This is a genomic window from Streptomyces sp. NPDC126497 (assembly GCF_040302425.1).
Classification (GTDB): Bacteria; Actinomycetota; Actinomycetes; order Streptomycetales; family Streptomycetaceae; genus Streptomyces.
In genome coordinates, this window is sequence record NZ_JBEORT010000083.1 from 1 (window position 1) to 16,722 (window position 16,722).

Annotated in this window: 19 protein-coding genes; 15 read left to right on the forward strand and 4 right to left on the reverse strand. The window is 74.6% G+C overall.

Annotation, left to right across the window (positions count from 1 at the left end; translation table 11 throughout):
• Positions 1-414: sigma-70 family RNA polymerase sigma factor (locus ABTY20_RS26960; protein WP_351999643.1), on the forward strand; the 414-nt coding region annotated here is incomplete at its 5' end.
• A gap of 67 nt (positions 415-481) precedes the next feature.
• Here the strand turns inward: ABTY20_RS26960 and ABTY20_RS26965 are convergent.
• Entirely contained in the window at positions 482-1,681 is a 1,200-nt protein-coding gene (locus tag ABTY20_RS26965; RefSeq protein WP_351999644.1) for a hypothetical protein, read from the reverse strand.
• A gap of 148 nt (positions 1,682-1,829) precedes the next feature.
• Here ABTY20_RS26965 and ABTY20_RS26970 point away from each other — a divergent pair, with 148 nt between their 5' ends.
• The 4 genes from ABTY20_RS26970 to tsaE all read left to right on the forward strand — a co-directional run bounded on the left by ABTY20_RS26970 (position 1,830) and on the right by tsaE (position 6,320).
• On the forward strand, positions 1,830-3,263 hold the full coding sequence (locus ABTY20_RS26970; RefSeq protein WP_351999645.1) for an NAD(P)H-hydrate dehydratase: 1,434 nt from the start codon (positions 1,830-1,832) through the stop codon (positions 3,261-3,263).
• A gap of 144 nt (positions 3,264-3,407) precedes the next feature.
• Positions 3,408-4,607: an alanine racemase gene (gene alr, locus ABTY20_RS26975; RefSeq protein ID WP_351999646.1), complete on the forward strand. Its 1,200-nt coding sequence runs from the start codon at positions 3,408-3,410 to the stop codon at positions 4,605-4,607.
• Entirely contained in the window at positions 4,604-5,821 is a 1,218-nt protein-coding gene (locus ABTY20_RS26980) for an alpha/beta fold hydrolase (protein ID WP_351999647.1), read from the forward strand. Before alr ends, ABTY20_RS26980 begins: the two co-directional genes overlap by 4 nt.
• The gene (gene tsaE, locus ABTY20_RS26985) at positions 5,793-6,320 is read left to right on the forward strand and encodes a tRNA (adenosine(37)-N6)-threonylcarbamoyltransferase complex ATPase subunit type 1 TsaE (RefSeq protein WP_351999648.1); all 528 of its coding nucleotides are present in this window, start codon (positions 5,793-5,795) and stop codon (positions 6,318-6,320) included. Before ABTY20_RS26980 ends, tsaE begins: the two co-directional genes overlap by 29 nt.
• A gap of 25 nt (positions 6,321-6,345) precedes the next feature.
• On the opposite strand, the gene ABTY20_RS26990 is transcribed toward tsaE, so the two are convergent.
• Both ABTY20_RS26990 and ABTY20_RS26995 read right to left on the reverse strand, forming a co-directional pair.
• The gene (locus ABTY20_RS26990; protein ID WP_351999649.1) at positions 6,346-6,525 is read right to left on the reverse strand and encodes a hypothetical protein; all 180 of its coding nucleotides are present in this window, start codon (positions 6,523-6,525) and stop codon (positions 6,346-6,348) included.
• A gap of 164 nt (positions 6,526-6,689) precedes the next feature.
• Positions 6,690-7,235: a hypothetical protein gene (locus ABTY20_RS26995; protein ID WP_351999650.1), complete on the reverse strand. Its 546-nt coding sequence runs from the start codon at positions 7,233-7,235 to the stop codon at positions 6,690-6,692.
• A 119-nt stretch (positions 7,236-7,354) separates the two neighbouring features.
• On the opposite strand from ABTY20_RS26995, the gene tsaB reads away from it, so the two are divergent.
• From tsaB to ABTY20_RS27030, 7 genes are all read left to right on the forward strand, one after another.
• Positions 7,355-8,008, forward strand: coding sequence for a tRNA (adenosine(37)-N6)-threonylcarbamoyltransferase complex dimerization subunit type 1 TsaB (tsaB, locus tag ABTY20_RS27000; RefSeq protein WP_351999651.1), 654 nt, complete (start codon positions 7,355-7,357; stop codon positions 8,006-8,008).
• Entirely contained in the window at positions 8,005-8,592 is a 588-nt protein-coding gene (locus ABTY20_RS27005) for a GNAT family N-acetyltransferase (protein WP_351999652.1), read from the forward strand. Before tsaB ends, ABTY20_RS27005 begins: the two co-directional genes overlap by 4 nt.
• Positions 8,585-9,682, forward strand: coding sequence for a tRNA (adenosine(37)-N6)-threonylcarbamoyltransferase complex transferase subunit TsaD (gene tsaD, locus ABTY20_RS27010; RefSeq protein WP_351999653.1), 1,098 nt, complete (start codon positions 8,585-8,587; stop codon positions 9,680-9,682). The genes ABTY20_RS27005 and tsaD overlap by 8 nt, the downstream gene beginning before the upstream one ends.
• Positions 9,679-9,936 (forward strand): hypothetical protein, encoded by a 258-nt coding sequence (locus ABTY20_RS27015; protein ID WP_351999654.1) that lies wholly within the window; start codon positions 9,679-9,681, stop codon positions 9,934-9,936. Before tsaD ends, ABTY20_RS27015 begins: the two co-directional genes overlap by 4 nt.
• Positions 9,937-10,061: 125 nt before the next feature.
• Entirely contained in the window at positions 10,062-11,111 is a 1,050-nt protein-coding gene (locus ABTY20_RS27020; protein WP_351999655.1) for a LacI family DNA-binding transcriptional regulator, read from the forward strand.
• A 174-nt stretch (positions 11,112-11,285) separates the two neighbouring features.
• Entirely contained in the window at positions 11,286-12,308 is a 1,023-nt protein-coding gene (locus ABTY20_RS27025; RefSeq protein WP_351999674.1) for an LCP family protein, read from the forward strand.
• 127 nt (positions 12,309-12,435) lie between these two features.
• Entirely contained in the window at positions 12,436-13,071 is a 636-nt protein-coding gene (locus ABTY20_RS27030; protein WP_351999656.1) for a Uma2 family endonuclease, read from the forward strand.
• Positions 13,072-13,090: 19 nt separating this feature from the next.
• Here ABTY20_RS27030 and ABTY20_RS27035 read toward each other — a convergent pair whose 3' ends face one another.
• The gene (locus ABTY20_RS27035; RefSeq protein ID WP_351999657.1) at positions 13,091-14,278 is read right to left on the reverse strand and encodes a THUMP-like domain-containing protein; all 1,188 of its coding nucleotides are present in this window, start codon (positions 14,276-14,278) and stop codon (positions 13,091-13,093) included.
• 126 nt (positions 14,279-14,404) lie between these two features.
• On the opposite strand from ABTY20_RS27035, the gene ABTY20_RS27040 reads away from it, so the two are divergent.
• The 3 genes from ABTY20_RS27040 (at position 14,405) to groES (ending at position 16,689) form a co-directional block, all read left to right on the forward strand.
• Positions 14,405-15,295, forward strand: coding sequence for a polysaccharide deacetylase family protein (locus ABTY20_RS27040; protein WP_351999658.1), 891 nt, complete (start codon positions 14,405-14,407; stop codon positions 15,293-15,295).
• Entirely contained in the window at positions 15,292-16,080 is a 789-nt protein-coding gene (locus ABTY20_RS27045) for a polysaccharide deacetylase family protein (RefSeq protein WP_351999659.1), read from the forward strand. Before ABTY20_RS27040 ends, ABTY20_RS27045 begins: the two co-directional genes overlap by 4 nt.
• 300 nt (positions 16,081-16,380) lie before the next feature.
• Positions 16,381-16,689 carry a co-chaperone GroES gene (gene groES, locus ABTY20_RS27050; protein ID WP_006130737.1) on the forward strand — a complete coding sequence of 103 codons (309 nt, stop codon included), beginning with the start codon at positions 16,381-16,383 and terminating at the stop codon, positions 16,687-16,689.
• Positions 16,690-16,722 lie beyond the last annotated feature (33 nt).

A 16,722-nucleotide genomic window follows, 5' to 3' on the forward strand; every position in this document is an offset into this window, starting at 1 on the left:
CGCGCCACCGAGGAACTGCGCAGCCGGCTGGGCCGCACGCCCACCACCGCCGAGCTCGCCCAGCTGATGAGCCTGACCGAGGAGGAGGTCAACGAGGCCCGGATCGCCTCCAACGGCTACAACTCCGCCTCCCTGGACGCCGCCATCGGCAGCGAGCCGGACGGCGAGAGCGTGCTCGCGGACTTCATCGGCACCGAGGACGCCGCGCTGGAGCTGGTCGAGGACTTCCACGCACTGGCCCCGATGATCGCCGAACTCGACGAGCGCGAGCGCAAGATCGTCCACTGGCGCTTCGTCGAGGAGCTCACGCAGGCGGAGATCGGCGAGCGGCTGGGCTGCTCCCAGATGCACGTCTCGCGCCTGCTGTCCCGCACGCTGAAGCGGCTGCGGGCGGGCATGCTCGCCACGAACTGAGGCGGACGACGGACGTACGGGGTGCGGCGCCCATGGGGTGCCGCACCCCGCGTGTGCGCCGTGTCCGCTAGCAGATCGACTGACTGCTGTTCACCAGCCGGTTGTTGCGGAAGGTCGTGTTCTCGCCGCAGGGGCTCTCGCGGATCGACGAGTCGGTCACCGTGAGGTTCTGGACGGTGATGTCCCGGTTGTTCGCGAACTCCGAGCGGGCCGCCAGCCGGATCTCGCCGCCGCCGGTGACCGTGCCGCTCTGGGCGGCGAGGTTCACGTTGTAGCAGTTCTCGATGAGGATCGCGTTGTTGCCGGTGTGGGAGAGCGTGATCCTGTCGATGGTCGCGCCGCCGCTCTCCGAGACGCAGAACACGCCCCGGCCGCCGCCGCGCGCGACGACCTCGCCGACGCGGATGTTGGTGGCGTAGGAGCTGCCGACGCGGCCGTTGCGGTTGGCCATGCGGAAGGCGGCGTACCCGGTGCCGGTGCCGGCGTTCTCCGCGTCCACCTTGGAGACGGTGGCGTTGATCGTCTGGTTCAGCAGCAGGCCCGACTCGCCGACGTTGCGGGCGGTCACCGTGCCGACGGTGAGGCCGTCGACGCCGTAGGTCTCCACGGCGTGGCTGGAGGCGCCGGAGACGTACACGTCGTCGATGCGGACGTTGCGGGTCCACTGGCTGGTGTCGCCGCGGTTGTCGATGCGGACGCCGAGGCCGCGGGAGAGGCGCATGTCGATCCGGCCGAGGACCACGTTCTGCACGTTGCGCAGGAAGATCCCGTACAGCGGGGCGCCGGTGACGTCGAGGTGCTGCACCTCGATGTCGCGGGTGCCGCGGGAGTAGACCGGGGCCTGGTCGCCGGAGCCGCTGCCGGTGACGTTGATGGTGCCGCAGACGTCCAGGGTCGTGTAGCTCGGCAGGGAGATGCGGGAGCCGGCGGAGACGGAGCCCGAGCCGCGGACCACGACCCGTTCCTTGCTGGTGCGGCCGGAGGACAGGCTGTTGACCGCCGCCTGGACGGCCGCGCGCATGTCGGTGCCGGTGTGGACCGTGCTGCCGCCGCGCCTGGCCGTCCAGGTGCCGCCGTTCAGTACCGCCTCGGCCTGGTAGGAGCCGTCCCCGCAGGCCGCGGCGCGGGCGGGGGCCGGGGCCGCGGTGGTCGTGGGGGAGGCGGTCGTGGGGGAGGTGGCGGCGGTGGCCGGGGCCGTCGTGGTGCCGGCTGCGGTGAGGAGTGCGGTGGCGCCGGCTGCTGCGAGGAGTGCGGCTCTGCGTCCCATGGGTCCTCTGTTCCTGTCGTCGAACCGATTCGACTGAATCGATTCATCCGGTGGGGAGGCGAGAGTTTGGCAAGGGCATGACGAGGAGTCAAGCGGTCCGTCGCCCCGGTACGGGAGTCGACGGGCCGTCTGCGGGAGACTCGGACGCATGCGTACTGCGTACAGCGTGGAGACGGTCAGGGCGGCGGAACGGGAACTGATGGCACGGCTGCCGGAGGGGGCGCTGATGCAGCGCGCCGCCGCCGGGCTCGCCGCGGCCTGCGCGGACGTGCTGGGGCGGGTGTACGGCAGCAGGGTCGTGCTGCTGGTCGGCAGCGGGGACAACGGCGGTGACGCCCTGTACGCCGGCGCCCGGCTCGCCCGGCGCGGCGCAGGGGTGACCGCGGTGCTGCTCGCGCCGGAGCGCGCCCACGCCGGGGGGCTCGCGACGCTGCGCCGGGCGGGCGGGCGGACCACGGGCACGGACGGCGCCGAAGGGCTGATCGAGCGGGCCGATCTCGTCGTCGACGGCATCGTCGGCATCGGCGGCACGGGCGGGCTGCGCCCGGAGGCGGTGCCGCTCGCCGAAGCGGCCGGGCGGGCGCGGGCGGCCGTGGTCGCCGTCGACCTGCCGAGCGGGGTCGAGGCCGACACGGGGGAGGTGCGGGGGGCGGCGCTCCGCGCCGACCTCACGGTGACCTTCGGGACGCACAAGCCGGGACTGCTGATCGACCCGGCGCGGGAGTACGCGGGGTCGGTGCGGCTGGTCGACATCGGCCTGGAGCTCCCGGCCGGGGCGGAACTGGAGGCGCTGCAGCACGCGGACGTGGCCCGGCTGCTGCCGGCGCCGGCCGCGGAGAGCGACAAGTACCGGCGGGGCGTCGTCGGGATCGCGGCCGGCTCCGCCCGCTACCCGGGGGCGGCGGTGCTCGCGGTGGCGGGGGCGCTGCGGGGCGGCGCGGGGGCCGTACGGTACGTCGGTCCCGCCGGACAGGCGGTGATCGCCCGCTTCCCCGAGACGCTGGTGTCGGACCGGGGGCCGGAGCACGCGGGACGGGTGCAGGCGTGGGTGGTCGGACCGGGGGCCGGGGACGACGCGGCGACGGTCGCGGAGGTGCTGGCGGCGGACGTGCCGGTGCTGATCGACGCGGACGGGCTGCGGCTGGCGGAGGCGTCGGCGGTGCGGGGGCGGCGGGCGCCGACCCTGATGACCCCGCACGCGGGGGAGGCCGCCGCACTGCTCGGGGTCGAGCGGCGGGAGGTCGAGGGCGGACGGCTGGCCGCGGTGCGGGAGCTGGCGGCGCGGTACGGGGCGACGGTGTTGCTGAAGGGGTCCACGACGCTGATCGCCGGCCCGGGCGGTGGTGCGGTGCGGGTGAATCCGACGGGGACGTCGTGGCTGGCCACGGCGGGGAGCGGGGACGTGCTGTCGGGGCTGGCGGGGTCGCTGCTGGCGGCGGGGCTGCCGGCGGTCGACGCGGCGAGCGCGGGGGCGTACCTGCACGGGCTGGCGGGGCGGTTCGCGGCGGACGGGGCGCCGGTGGGGGCGCACGACGTGGCGGAGGCGATCGCGGGGGCGTGGCGGAGCGTGGTGCGGGGATGAGGGAGCGCCTCGGGGACTCCGCCCCGCCGCCCCCCACCCGTCCCGCCCCGGGGCGCTGCCCCCGGACGCCCGCTCCTCGGACGCCGGAGGGGCCGGTCCGGCCGACGGCGGGGGGCGGCGGGGTGCTCTGAGAGACTGGACGGGATGAACGAGACAGTTGCCCCGGGGGGCGCGGAGCTGCGGGCCCGCGCCGAGATCGACCTCGCCGCCGTGCGGGCCAACGTGCGGGCCCTGCGCGAGCGCGCGCCCGGCGCCGCCTTCATGGCCGTGGTCAAGGCCGACGGCTACGGGCACGGCGCGGTCCCGTGCGCCCGGGCGGCCGTCGAGGCCGGGGCGACCTGGCTGGGCACCGCCACCCCGCAGGAGGCGCTCGCGCTGCGCGCGCCCGGCGCCGGGGTGCCGGACCACGTACGGATCATGTGCTGGCTGTGGACGCCCGGCGGGCCCTGGCGGGAGGCGGTCGAGGCCGGCCTCGACGTGTCCCTGAGCGGCAGGTGGGCGCTGGACGAGGTCACCAGGGCGGCCCGGCTCGCCGGACGGCCCGCGCGGGTGCAGCTCAAGGCCGACACCGGGCTCGGCCGGGGCGGCTGCCAGCCCGGTGACGACTGGACGGAACTGGTCGCCGCCGCGCTGCGCGCCGAGGCGGAGGGGCTGCTGCGGGTCACCGGCCTGTGGTCCCACTTCGCCTGCGCCGACGAGCCCGGTCACCCCTCCGTCGCCGCCCAGCTCGCCCGGTTCCGGGAGATGGTCGCGTACGCGGAGGGGCGGGGCGTCGACCCCGAGGTGCGGCACATCGCCAACTCGCCCGCCACCCTCACCCTCCCCGAGAGCCACTTCGACCTGGTGCGCCCCGGCATCGCGATGTACGGCGTCTCGCCCGGCCCGGCGATCGGCACCCCCGCCGACCTCGGACTGCGTCCGGCGATGACCCTCTCCGCCTCGATGGCCCTGGTCAAGCACGTCCCCGGCGGCCACGGCGTCAGCTACGGCCACCACTACGTCACCCCCGGCGCCACCACCCTCGGCCTCGTCCCGCTCGGCTACGCGGACGGCGTCCCCCGCCACGCCTCCTCCACCGGTCCGGTCCTCGTCGAGGGCAAGTGGCGCACGGTCGCCGGACGGGTCGCGATGGACCAGTTCGTCGTCGACCTGGGCGGGGACGAGCCGGGGCCGGGGACCGAGGCCGTCCTCTTCGGGCCCGGCGACCGCGGTGAGCCCACCGCCGAGGACTGGGCGCAGGCGGCCGGGACCATCGCGTACGAGATCGTCACCCGGATCGGAACCCGCGTCCCGCGCGTCTACGTCGACGACGGCAGCGACGGGAACGAGGGGGACGGCAGGTGAGCGAGGGCATCACGGAGGCCGCCGCCTCCGCGGCCGGCGGGAGCTGGCGCCGGGCCACCGGTGTCGCGGGCCTCGCGATAGGCGTGCTCGCCACCGGGGCCGCCGCGGGCGTGGCGATAGAACGGATGACGGTCGGCCGGGGCATACGGCAGAAGGCCCGGCTCGCCCTCGACTCCGCGGGACCGTACGGCGCGCTGCGCGGCACGCCCGGCAAGGCGTACGCCGACGACGGCACCGAGCTGTACTACGAGACCGACGACGTCGACCCCGATCCGGCCGCGGCCCCGGGACGCAGGCGCCGGCTCTTCGGCCGCCGGGCCCCCGCCCCGGTCACCGTCGTCTTCAGCCACGGCTACTGCCTCAGCCAGGACTCCTGGCACTTCCAGCGGGCCGCGCTGCGGGGCGTCGTACGGACCGTGCACTGGGACCAGCGCAGCCACGGCCGCTCGGCACGGGGCGCGGCGCAGGCGGAGCGGGGCGAGCCGGTCACCATCGAGCAGCTGGGGCGGGACCTGAAGGCCGTCATCGACGCGGCGGCGCCCGAGGGGCCGCTGGTGCTGGTCGGCCACTCCATGGGCGGGATGACGGTGATGGCCCTCGCCGACCAGTACCCGGAGCTGATCCGGGAGCGGGTCGTGGGCGTCGCCCTGGTCGGCACGTCGTCGGGACGGCTCGGCGAGGTCAACTTCGGCCTCCCGGTGGCCGGCGTCAACGCGGTGCGGCGGGTGCTGCCGGGGGTGCTGAAGGCGCTGGGGCAGCGGGCCGAGCTGGTGGAGCGGGGGCGCCGGGCCACCGCGGACCTGTTCGCCGGGGTGATCAAGCGGTACTCGTTCGCGTCCCGTGACGTGGACCCGGCGGTCGCCCGGTTCGCCGAGCGGATGATCGAGGGCACGCCGATCGACGTGGTCGCCGAGTACTACCCGGCGTTCAACGACCACGACAAGACCGAGGCCCTCGCCCACTTCGCGTCCCTGCCGGTGCTGGTGCTGGCCGGGGTGCGGGACCTGGTGACGCCGAGCGAGCACAGCGAGGCGATCGCCGGTCTGCTCCCGGACGCGGAGCTGGTGCTGGTCCCGGACGCCGGGCACCTGGTGATGCTGGAGCACCCGGAGGTGGTCACCGACCGCCTCGCCGACCTGCTCGTCCGCGCGGGCGCGGTGCCCGCAGGGGCTACGGTTGGGGGTCATGGAAGCAGCACCGCACACCCCGGCTGAACCGACGCCGCCCGCGAACCCCGTGGAGCTGACCGTCACCTCCCCCGAGCAGATGCGCGAACTGGGACGCAGGCTCGCCAAGCTGCTGCGGGCCGGTGACCTGGTCCTGCTCTCGGGCGAACTCGGCGCGGGCAAGACGACGCTGACCCGGGGGCTCGGCGAGGGGCTCGGCGTGCGGGGCGCGGTGACCTCGCCGACGTTCGTGATCGCCCGGGTGCACCCGTCCCTGGGGGACGGCCCGCCGCTGGTCCACGTCGACGCGTACCGGCTGTCCGGCGGTCTGGACGAGATGGAGGACCTCGACCTCGACGTCTCGCTGCCGGAGTCGGTGATCGTCGTGGAGTGGGGCGAGGGCAAGGTCGAGGAGCTGACCGAGGACCGGCTCCAGGTCGTCATCCACCGGGCGGTCGGCGACACCGCGGACGAGGTGCGCCGGGTGACCCTGACCGGCCTGGGCGGGCGCTGGGCGGCGGCGGACCTGACCGTGCTGTCGGCCTGACCGTCCCGCCGGGCGGGGCCACGGGCTACGCGGCCTCGCGGTGGTCCTCCGCCGGTTCGCAGGGCCGGGGTTCCGGTGCGCGGGGCGGGGTGGAGACCGCGGCGGCCGCGGCGCAGGCCGCCAGCAGGTCGCGCATCGGGATTCCGGGGACCGGCTGGGGCCGCGACTGCGCCGTGGTCCGGCGGGCGCTCTGGTGGGCCGGCATGGACGCCTCCTGAAGGACGGGGGCGGACGTGGTTAGGTAGACCTAACCGCGGGCTGGATACCATGTGACCACGCCCGGGACGCCGAACGCAACATCGTGCCGACGTCTTGTCGGAATGTGCGGTCCCCGTTCACGCGATCCGGCCGGGACGCGCGCGCCGGGGCTCACCGGACGACGACGACCTTCCGCCCGGTCGTCGCGAACCCCCACAGTGCCGCACCGTCCGCGCGGGTCTCGCGGATGCCGCCCGTCCGCTCCCGCGGGTCGAGCCGCGGCGCCGAACCGTCGACCGCCGCGCTGAACCCGATCGCCGTGCCGTCGACGGACGCGAACCGCACCACGTGCTCGACCGGGACGCCGTCCGACCCGGTGACCGCCGCGGACCGGGACGTGACCCGGTAGGTGCCCGGCTCCGGGTCCACCGTCCCGGGGACGACCCCGAAGGTGCGCCGCACCGCGCCGTCCTCCCCGACCAGCCACACCCGGTCGTCGCCCAGCGCGTACACGACCCGCTCGCCCGTCCCCGACCGCGCGGGCAGGGCGGCGGGGTGGCTCCCGCTCCGGAGCGCCTCGTGGGCGGCCGCGGTGCCGGACGCCGGAGGGCGCAGTCCGGCCGGGACGGTCACCGCCGCCCGGTGGCCGAGGTAGCCGACCGTCGCGAGGGCCGCCGCGGTCAGCCCCGCCACCATCGCCGAGCTGGTTCCTGCCACGGCCGTCACCTCTGTCCCGTTCTGCACGGTTGTGTACGCACGCCGTCGCGACGGTAGCAGTACGTGACCGGCCGACCCGTGCGGCCGTGGCCGGGGCGCGGGAGCCGTAGGCTGTTTGCGTGCTCTTGCTCGCTCTGGATACCGCCACCCCCGCCGTCACCGTCGCGCTGCACGACGGCCACGACGTCATCGCCTCGTCGAGCCAGGTGGACGCCCGCCGCCACGGCGAGCTGCTGCTCCCGGCGGTCGACCGGGTGCTCGCCGAGGCAGGCCTGCGGCTGGACGCCGTCACCGGGATCGTCGCCGGCGTCGGACCCGGCCCGTACACCGGGCTGCGGGTCGGCCTGATGACCGCGGACACCTTCGGACTCGCGCTCGGCGTCCCCGTGCACGGTGTGTGCACGCTGGACGGCCTGGCCTACGCCGCCGACCTGGAGGGCCCCTTCGTCGTGGCGACCGACGCCCGCCGCAAGGAGGTCTACTGGGCGCGCTACGCCGACTCCCGCACCCGCCTCACCGAGCCCGCCGTGGACCGGCCCGCCGCCATCGCCGCGCAGGTCGAGGGCCTGCCCGCGGTCGGCGCCGGCGCCCTGCTGTACCCGGACACCTTCCCCAGGGCGCACGAGCCCGAGCACGTGAGCGCCGCCGCCCTCGCCCGGCTGGCCGCCGAGCGGCTCGCGGCGGGCGAGGAACTGCCCGCGCCCCGGCCGCTGTACCTGCGCCGGCCCGATGCCCAGGTCCCCAAGAACTACAAGGTGGTCACCCCCAAGTGACGGGAACCGAGACGGCCGTGCTGCGCGAGATGCGCTGGTGGGACATCGACTCCGTACTGGAGCTGGAGCGGGACCTGTTCCCGGAGGACGCCTGGTCGCGCGGGATGTTCTGGTCCGAGCTGGCCCACGCGCGCGGACCCGGGGCGACCCGGCGCTACGTCGTCGCCCAGGAGGGCGACCGGATCGTCGGCTACGCGGGCCTGACCGTCTCCGGCGCGGAGTCCGACGGCGACGACGGCCGGGACGGCGACCGGGACGGTGACGGCGGCCGGGCGGCCGACGTGCAGACCATCGCCGTCACCCGGGACCACTGGGGCACCGGCCTCGGCTCGCGACTGCTGACCGAACTGCTGCGGGCGGCGACCGCCTTCGAGTGCGCCGAGGTGCTGCTGGAGTGCCGGGTGGACAACGTCCGCGCCCAGAAGCTCTACGAGCGCTTCGGCTTCGAGACCATCGGCGTCCGGCGCGGCTACTACCAGCCGGGGAACGTGGACGCCCTGGTGATGCGGCTGACCGACCCGTCCACCTCTGTGAACCCGGACAACCCCGGGAACGGCGTACAAGGAACCGAGACCCATGGCTGACGAACCCCTGGTACTGGGGATCGAGACCTCCTGCGACGAGACCGGCGTCGGCGTCGTGCGCGGGACCACCCTGCTGGCGGACGCCGTCGCCTCCAGCGTCGACGAGCACGCCCGCTTCGGCGGCGTCGTCCCGGAGGTGGCGAGCCGCGCCCACCTGGAGGCGATGGTCCCCACCATCGAGCGCGCGCTGAAGGAGGCGGGCGTCGGCGCCCGCGACCTCGACGGCGTCGCCGTCACCGCCGGACCCGGGCTCGCCGGCGCGCTGCTGGTCGGCGTCTCGGCGGCGAAGGCGTACGCCTACGCCCTCGGCAAGCCCCTCTACGGCGTCAACCACCTCGCCTCGCACATCTGCGTCGACCAGCTGGAGCACGGCGCGCTGCCCGAGCCGACGATGGCGCTGCTGGTCTCCGGAGGCCACTCCTCCCTCCTGCTCTCCACGGACATCACCTCCGACGTCCGCCCCCTCGGCGCGACCATCGACGACGCGGCCGGCGAGGCCTTCGACAAGATCGCCCGGGTGCTGAACCTGGGCTTCCCCGGCGGCCCGGTCATCGACCGGTACGCGCGCGAGGGCGACCCGGACGCGATCGCGTTCCCGCGCGGCCTGACCGGCCCGCGCGACCCGGCGTACGACTTCTCCTTCTCCGGGCTGAAGACGGCGGTGGCCCGCTGGATCGAGGCGAAGCGGGCGGCGGGCGAGGAGGTCCCGGTGCGCGACGTGTCGGCCTCCTTCCAGGAGGCGGTCGTGGACGTGCTCACCCGCAAGGCGGTACGGGCCTGCAAGGACGAGGGCGTCGACCACCTGATGATCGGCGGCGGCGTGGCCGCCAACTCCCGGCTGCGGGCCCTGGCCCAGGAGCGCTGCGAGGCGGCCGGCATCCGGCTGCGCGTGCCGCGCCCCAAGCTGTGCACGGACAACGGCGCGATGGTGGCGGCACTGGGCGCGGAGATGGTCGCCCGGAACCGTCCGGCCTCGGACTGGGACCTGTCGGCCGACTCCTCCCTCCCGGTGACGGACCCGCACGTGCCGGGCGCCCCGCACACGCACGACCACGTGCACGAGACCGCCAAGGACAACCTGTACTCATGACCGTCGCCCTGATGTGGGAGGCCCGGGCGGTCCCCGGCCGGGGCGCGGACCTGCTGGCCTGGGCCCGCGCGCAGCCGCTCGACGGGACCCCGGTCCGCCGCGAGACCCTCCGCGCCCCGCAGGACCGGGTCCTGGTCGTCACCTGGTGGGACGCCCCGTACGACGCGGACCTCCCCGAACTCCCGGAACCGGACGGGGAGCTGACCACCCGCCCGGTGCACCGCTGGCGGTTCGAGTCGCTCGGCGCCGGCTGAACCCGGCGCCGACGGTCCCCGCACACGGATCTCGGCGAACGTTTCGGACGTGTCGGCGAATGTTCCGATGCCCACGCGTTCCGTAGGTCTTCGTCAACTGGGCCTGCAGGGTTACGATCGCGGCCATGACTTCCCCGCAGCCCGCCGAAACCCGGACGCAAGGCCGCAGCGCCCGGACGGCGACCCTCGCCGAGATCGCCCGCGAGGCCGGTGTCTCAGCCCCGACTGTTTCGAAGGTCCTCAACGGCCGCGCCGACGTCGCCCCCGCCACCCGGAGCCGGGTCGAAGGGCTGCTGCGCGCCCACGGCTACCGGCGCCGACGCGCCGAGGCCACCCGCTCGCCCCTGATCGACCTGGTCTTCCACGAGCTGGAGAGCGCCTGGGCGATGGAGGTCATCCGGGGCGTGGAGAACGTGGCCCGGGACGCGGGGCTCAGCGTCGTCCTCTCCGAGAGCGCGGGCCGGCTCACGCCCGGACGCACCTGGGCCGACCAGGTCGCCGCGCGCCGCCCGCACGGCGTCATCCTCGTGCTGTCCGGCCTCGACGGGTCCGGGCGGGCCCTGCTGACCAGCCGCTCCATCCCGTTCGTGGTGATGGACCCGGCCGGCGACCCGGGCACCGACGTGCCCTCCATCGGCGCGACCAACTGGCAGGGCGGGCTCGCCGCGACCCGGCACCTGGTCGAGCTGGGACACACCCGGATCGGCGCGATCAGCGGTCCCGTGCAGATGATGTGCAGCCGCGCCCGCGTCGACGGCTACCGGGCCGCCCTGGAGACCGCCGGGCTGCCGGTCGACCCCGCGCTGATCATGCCCGGGGACTTCCACCACGACGCCGGCTACCGCCAGGGCCTGGCCCTGCTGAACCGCGAGGACCGGCCCACCGCGGTCTTCGCCGGCAACGACCTCCAGGCCCTCGGGGTCTACGAGGCCGCGCGCGAGCTCGGGCTGCGGATCCCGGAGGACCTGAGCGTGGTCGGGTTCGACGACCTCCCGGTGGCCCGCTGGGTGGGACCGCCGCTGACGACCGTGCGGCAGCCGCTGACGGAGATGGCGGAGGCGGCGGCCAGGCTGGTCCTCGATCTGGGCGGGGACGAGGACCCGGCGGCCACCCGGGTGGAACTGGCGACGAGTCTGGTGGTGCGCAGCAGCACGGCGGCGCCCTCGGGGGCGTGAGCCGGGCCGAAATTTTCGAACCGCCGGACGTCTGAGAATTTCACAAGAAAACTGCCCGGGGGGCGCTGCTCGTCATAATTCGGACTTACGTTCCTCTCTGTGAGGGGACATGAGAAGAGCGGCGGAACCGGGAGCGACGGGGCCGGGGCCGGGGCCGGGGCCGGGGGCGCGGGCATACGGCCGGGCCGGCGGACGAGGGCGCTGAGGATCACGGGGCTGACGCTGGCCGGCCTGCTGGTCCTGGGCGTCGGAGCGGCCGGCTGGACGTACTGGCGGCTCAACGACAACATCGACGGCGTCGACATCGACAGCGCCCTGGGCGGCGACCGTCCCGCCAGGGCCGCGACCACGCCGTCCCCGGACGCGTCCACCACGGCCGCGCCCCTGCCGACCGGGTCCCTGAACATCCTGGTGCTCGGCTCCGACTCGCGCAGCGGCGAGGAGAACCAGGAGCTCGGCGGCGGCGACAGCGGCGGCGCCCGGTCCGACACCGCCATGGTCGTCCACCTCGACGCCGGCCGGAGCACCGCGACGGTGGTCAGCATCCCGCGCGACACCCTCGTCGACCGGCCCTCCTGCCCGCTGGGGGACGGGGAGTCGACCCGGGCGGCCTCCGGGGTGATGTTCAACAGCGCGTACGAGGTGGGCGGGCCGGTGTGCGCGGTGAAGACCGTCGAGTCGCTCACGGACGTCCGCATGGACCACTACGTCGAGATCGACTTCGCCGGCTTCGCCCGTCTGGTGGACGCGCTCGGCGGAGTCACCGTCACCACCGGGGAGGACATCGACGACGACCGCAGTCACCTCACCCTGGACGCCGGCACCCACCACCTCGACGGCACGGAAGCCCTCGCCCTGGCCCGCACCCGGTACGACATCGGCGACGGCAGCGACCTCGACCGCATAGGGCTCCAGCACCAGCTGGTGAAGGCACTGCTGGAGCAGGCCGCGGACGAGGACCTGCTGACCAGCCCCGCCCGGCTGTACCGGGTCGCCGACACCGTCACCGACAGCCTCACCACCGACACCGGCCTCGACTCGCTCGGCGAACTGACGCGCCTCGCCCAGAGCCTGCGGGACCTCCCGGCCGACGGTGTCACGACCCTCACCATGCCGGTCGTCCCGGCCCCCTGGGACCGCAACCGGGTGGTGGCGGACGAGCCGGAGGCGGGGGAGCTGTGGGCGTCGCTGCGATGAGGTGATCACCTGTTCGGCTGATCGGCATCGGTTCCGGCCTGCCCCGGACCCCGGGCCCGTAGCGTCACCGTGTCGCTTGTGCCGCAGTGGCGCCCGCGCCCACACGTGAAGGAGGAGGTGCTCCTCGATGACCGCTCTCGCGGAAGAGGCGGCCCCGGTGGTGGTGGACGAGCCTGTTTCCGAGCCGGCTTCCGATCCGGACGAGGTCCTGTGGCAGGCGTGGAAGGCCGTGGATCTCCCCGAGGGCTACCGGGCCGAGATCATCGAAGGGGCCATCGAGGTGTCGCCCACCGGTCGCCGTCGTCATACCGTGCTCATCGGCCGTCTCCGCAGGGCGCTGGACACGCATCTGGCAGGCAGTGGCTACGCGGCACATCATGACGGCGATGTCATCCACCGTCAGAAAGCCTGGGTCCCCGACCTCTTCGTGGCTCCGCTCGATCTCGACGGGATCCCGGACGAGGACGGTCTCGGCGTCGACGCCGCCGGAGTGAAGGTGATCGTCGAGGTCGCCTCGCCGGGCCACCGCAACCTCCAGCGCGACCGGGTCCGCAAGGGCCGCGAGTACGCCCGGGCCGGGATCCCGGTGTACGTGGTCGTCGACGACTTCGACGACGACGGGGCGGTGCTCGTCCTGACGTCCCCCGACCGGAAGAAGGGGAGGTACGCGGACGAGCACCGGGTCCCCTACGGCACCGACGCGGTGATCCCGGAGGGGCCGGTCAAGGGTTTCGCGATCGGCAAGGAGGTCGTCGCGTCCTGAGCCGGCCCGGTCCGGCCGCTCAGCGCACCGGGTGCCCCAGCAGCATCGTCGGGGCGCCGGCGACGCGGGTCAGGAAGACCGTGACGGATGCGGGGCCGTGCGGCTTGGGCAGGACCTTGCGGCGCAGTTCCTCCGGTTCGACGGCCGAGCCGCGCTTCTTCACCGTCAGCGTGCCGACCCGGCGCTCGCGCAGCAGCGCCTTCAGTTTCTTGACGTTGAACGGGAGCACGTCGGTGATCTCGTAGACGGTGGCGTACGGCGTGTCGTGCGCCTCGTCGGCGGTGACGTAGGCGATGGTCGGGTCGATCAGCCCGCCCTCCACCTCCTCGGCCACCTCGGCGACCAGGTGGGCGCGGATGACGGCGCCGTCCGGCTCGTACAGGTACCGCCCCACCGGCCGGACGCCGGGGTCCGGGAGCATGGTCCCGGGCGTCGCGCAGAGGCCGGCGACGGCGGGCAGCAGCGTCGCCCGCCGCGCCCCCGGCGTCACGTCCGGGCCGAACCACAGCACGGCCTCCTTCACGTCCCCGCCGTCCGAGACCCACTCGGCGGTCGCCTCCGGGGGGATCGCCTCGTGCGGAATGCCGGGCGCGATCTTCAGCAGGCCCAGCGGCGCCCCGAGCGCGGCGGACACCGCCCAGGACAGGGGAGGGGAGTAGGCCTCCGGATCGAAGATCCGGCCGCGCCCGGAGGAGCGCCGGGCGGGGTCGACGAAGACGGCGTCGTATCCGGCCGTGTCCACCTCCGTCACGTCGGCCTCGCGCACCTCGATCAGGTCGGCGAGGCCGAGCGCGTCGGCGTTGGCGCGGGCCGTCTCGCAGGTCAGCGGGTCCCGGTCGACGGCCAGCACCCGGATTCCGGCGCGGGCGAACGCGATCGCGTCGCCGCCGATCCCGCAGCACAGGTCGGCGACGGACCGCACCCCCTTCGCCCGGAGGCACCCGGCCCGGTAGGCCGCCACGCTCGCCCGGGTCGACTGCTCCACCCCGTTCGGCGTGAAGAACATCCGCCGCGCGTCCTGAACCCCGAACTTCGCCACCGCCCGCTGCCGCAGCCGTGCCTGGCCCAGCGCCGCCGACACCAGGCCGGCGGGGTGTTCGCGGCGCAGCCGGGTCGCGACGGCGAGTTCGTGCGCCGGATCGGTGTCGCGCACCTCGTCGAGGAGGGCGCGGCCTTCGGGGGTGAGGAGGGGGGCGAGGTCGTTCACCGCCTCATTGTGGGCCAGTCGGTGGACCGTGCGCCTCCGGCCGCGGTGTCGGGCCGGGACGGGGCCGTCCGGCTGCGAGGATCCAGCGCCATGCGAGTAGTAGGACAAAAGGATAAAAAGAGGCCCATGGGTGGTGTGCGGATCGGTCTCGCGGCACTCGCTCTCGCCTCCATCGCCGCGGGCTGCGGGCCGGGCGGTGGCGGCGCCCGGGCCGAACCGGCGGCCGGCCAGCAGCCCCTGAAGGCGCCCCCGGCCCGCGCGCTCGACGCCTACGCCACCAAGCTGCGCGCGGCGCACACCGCGCGGGTCGCCGCCGCGCGCCGCTGGGGACTGCGGAAGGTGCCCCTGCCGGCCCCGCCGCCCCCGGCGGAGAAGCCCGGGATCACCACCCGCGACGGCTTCGAGGTCGACGGCCACCGGCGGCTGGGACTCCCCCCGGTCTTCACCACCGTCCCCACCGACGAGAAGGTCCTCTTCCTCACCATCGACGACGGCGCCGAGAAGGACCCGGCGTTCCTGCGGATGATGAGCGAGCTGAGGATCCCGTACAGCGCCTTCCTCAGCGACTACCTGGTCAAGGAGGACTACGGCTACTTCAAGGAGATGCGGGACCGGAACGTCGCCCTGCACAACCACACCCTCCACCACCCCTACCTGCCGGCCCTGTCCTACGCCCGACAGAAGCGCGAGATCTGCGGCATGCAGGAGGTCATCGAGGAGCGCTACGGCGAGCGCCCCGTCCTCTTCCGCCCGCCCTACGGCAACTACGACAAGGCCACCCTGCGCGCCGCCAAGGCCTGCGGGATCACCCACGTCCCGCTCTGGAACGAGGAGGTCTTCGTCGACCGCTGGGAGTACCGCGAGTGGGACCGCGAGCTGCGCCCCGGCGACATCGTCCTCAGCCACTTCCGGGGCCGCGAGGACTGGAAGGGCACGATGCCGGACATGATCCGCCGCTTCCTGGACAAGGCCACGGCGGAGGGGTACGCGGTGGCCCGCCTGGAGGACTACCTGTGAGGGCCCGCCTCCTGGCGGGCGCCGTCGCCCTGCTGGCCGTGATCACCGGATGCGGACCGTCGGGCGGCACGGGGGACGGGGCGGGGGACGGGGCGGGGCGGTCGCCCGGAGCCGGTCCGGCGCCGGAGGCCGGCGCCCTCCCGCCCGTCGTCGACCACGTCCCCACCCGCGACCGGGTCGTCTTCCTCACCTACGACGACGGCGCCGAACGCGACCCCCGCTTCATCGACCTGGTGCGCGAGCGCCGGCTCCCCGTCAGCCTGTTCCTCACGGACAGCGTGGTGGGCCCCGGGTACGCCCACTTCGCCCGCCTGCGCGCGGTCGGCGCGAGCCTGCAGAACCACACCCTCGACCACTCCGCCCTGCGCGGTCTGCCCTACGCCGGCCAGCGCGCCGAGATCTGCGGTCAGCAGCGCAAGCTCAGGTCCCGCTTCGGCGTCCGCCCCCGCCTCTTCCGCCCGCCCTACGGCGCGTACGACACCACCACCCTGCGGGCCGCCGCGGACTGCGGCATCGCGGCGGTGGTCCTGTGGCGGGTCACCCTGGAACCCGACGGCCACCTCACCTACGCCGACGGCCCCCACCGCCTGAACCCCGGCGACATCATCGCCGTGCCGTCGGGGGAGGCCCCGCCGCTGTCGTTGGCGGAACGGACCACCCGGCTGCTGGGGGAGCTGGAGGAACGGGGGCTGACGGTGGGGAGGCTGGAGGACCACGTCGAACGAACCGGCCCGTCGGCGGTGCCCGGCGAGCACCGCTCACCCCCCGGCCCGTCCGGCGTGTGAGGACCGGGCCCGTCGGGGGCCGGAGCGGGGGCCCGGGGCGGCGGCCCCGGTGGACGGTCACCGCGGCACCACCGGCTGCCCGCAAGGGTGACGGCGGCGCGCCCACCCCGCGACGCGCCGCAGGCAATTGGCACTCCGCTTGACCGAGTGCTAATCGCAGTCATAGTCTCAGGTCTGGCACTCCCCCCTGGAGAGTGCCAAACACGCGACGGGCAGGTCCGGCACCCGCGACGACGGATCGACCTGGTCGCCACCTCAGACAGTTAACCCCGTGAGATCTCCGAAGGGGGAGGTCGGATCGTGACGACCGCCAGCTCCAAGGTTGCCATCAAGCCGCTCGAGGACCGCATCGTGGTCCAGCCGCTCGACGCCGAGCAGACCACGGCTTCGGGCCTGGTCATTCCGGACACCGCCAAGGAGAAGCCCCAGGAGGGCGTCGTCCTGGCCATCGGCCCGGGCCGGTTCGAGGACGGCAAGCGCGTCGAGCTCGACGTGAAGGTCGGCGACGTCGTTCTGTACAGCAAGTACGGCGGCACCGAGGTCAAGTACAACGGCGAGGAGTACCTCGTCCTCTCGGCCCGCGACGTCCTCGCGATCGTCGAGAAGTAAGGGAACCCCGGGGCCGCCCCGGACAACCCGACC